This is a genomic window from Roseburia inulinivorans DSM 16841, from assembly GCF_000174195.1.
Taxonomy (GTDB): domain Bacteria; phylum Bacillota; class Clostridia; order Lachnospirales; family Lachnospiraceae; genus Roseburia; species Roseburia inulinivorans.
Map to the genome: position 1 here is coordinate 1 of NZ_ACFY01000175.1, position 1,418 is coordinate 1,418.

The 1,418-nt window shown below is 32.1% G+C and carries 1 protein-coding gene; it reads right to left on the reverse strand.

The window, feature by feature from the left end:
- Nucleotides 1-295: 295 nt before the first annotated feature.
- Nucleotides 296-1,123 carry an AAA family ATPase gene (locus ROSEINA2194_RS19285; RefSeq protein WP_007890864.1) on the reverse strand — a complete coding sequence of 276 codons (828 nt, stop codon included), beginning with the start codon at nt 1,121-1,123 and terminating at the stop codon, nt 296-298.
- Nucleotides 1,124-1,418: the final 295 nt, after the last annotated feature.

Genomic DNA, 1,418 nt, shown 5'->3' on the forward strand with positions numbered 1-1,418 from the left:
ATGAATTGCACTACAAAATCTGCAATTTACGTTATGGAACTCACGGTTATGGGATGAGTGCCTATGAGATAACGGCAAAATTCAGTCAGCTTCAAGTGATATAGTTTCTACAACAATCGCATAAATCTCCACTTCTTATTTGATTGTAATATAATTTGGTTTTCTCAAGATTCAAAGCGTTCACCTCTTCAAACTTGAAGCTGTTGTTCCGCCAAGCGGAATCATCGTGAGCTTTCAATCTTGTCATCAATTAACATCCTTAGTTCAAAATATATCTGTCCATACTAATATTTTTTTATAAATAATCTTCTTTAAATTCATCTTCATGTTTTTTGAAGAAATTATAAAAGTATCGCACATTATCCAAATCACTCCATTTTGTAACATCATACTCTTCCGTATCAAGATTATATATTTTGGCATTTAAAGTTCCAAGCATAAATGGTGAATGCGTTGCAATAATAAACTGGCATTCTAACAACCTTGCCATTTTATTAATTTCCTCTGCTAATATAACCTGATTCGCAGGTGAAAGTGAAACCTCCGGTTCATCTAATAAATATAATGCATCGGGTTGTAAATACTCCTCAAAATATTGCATTGATGTCTCTCCGTTAGAATATTTTTCCTGTGCAAATTTTATATATTCTTCCTGCTTACACCCTTCTTTAGATGCTAAAAATTTCTTTGCTTCAAGTAAAGACATGCCTCTCTTAACATAATCATACTCCATGCCATCTGATAATATCTGCTTTTGTTGTATCTTCTTAATCTCATACAATATATCTTCACTTTTAATATACCGGCTGTTTTCCGGTAATTTTTTTATTGTATTTCCATAGTCGTCTTCCCCCAAAGTATACAAACATTCGCTGGAAAACAAACCACAGTAATCAACGCTTCCAAATGAATTACTTGTTGCATATTCTTTCCCTTCTAATTGTAAGCAATTGGCTATAATATTTAAGAGTGTTGATTTACCTGAGCCGTTGTTACCATAAAGTACAGTGATGGGTCTAAAAACAAATGGTTCAATATACTTATCTCGGAATACATTGTAGGGATAAATATTAGGATTATTCACTTTTCTTTTACTTAATCTAAAACTACTTAAATATATCATAACTTTTCAGTTCTCTTTCCACGTCAAGAGTTTTTGCAATTTTTGTCAATGATTGCAGAGATATTTCTCCGCTTTGCTCAAATTAGTCTTACAAATCTCGATTGTCAAAATCATTAATAGCATAATTCTACCATAATCACATATACAATTCTATTTTATTCCGTTAAAATTCATTTAAAGAAATCCTAATTCACTTATTTCAAAAATGCTGATTGAGTTTTGGTATTATCCTATAGGCACTCATCCCATAACCGTGAGTTCCATAACGTAAATTGGCAGATTCTGTGGTGCGGTT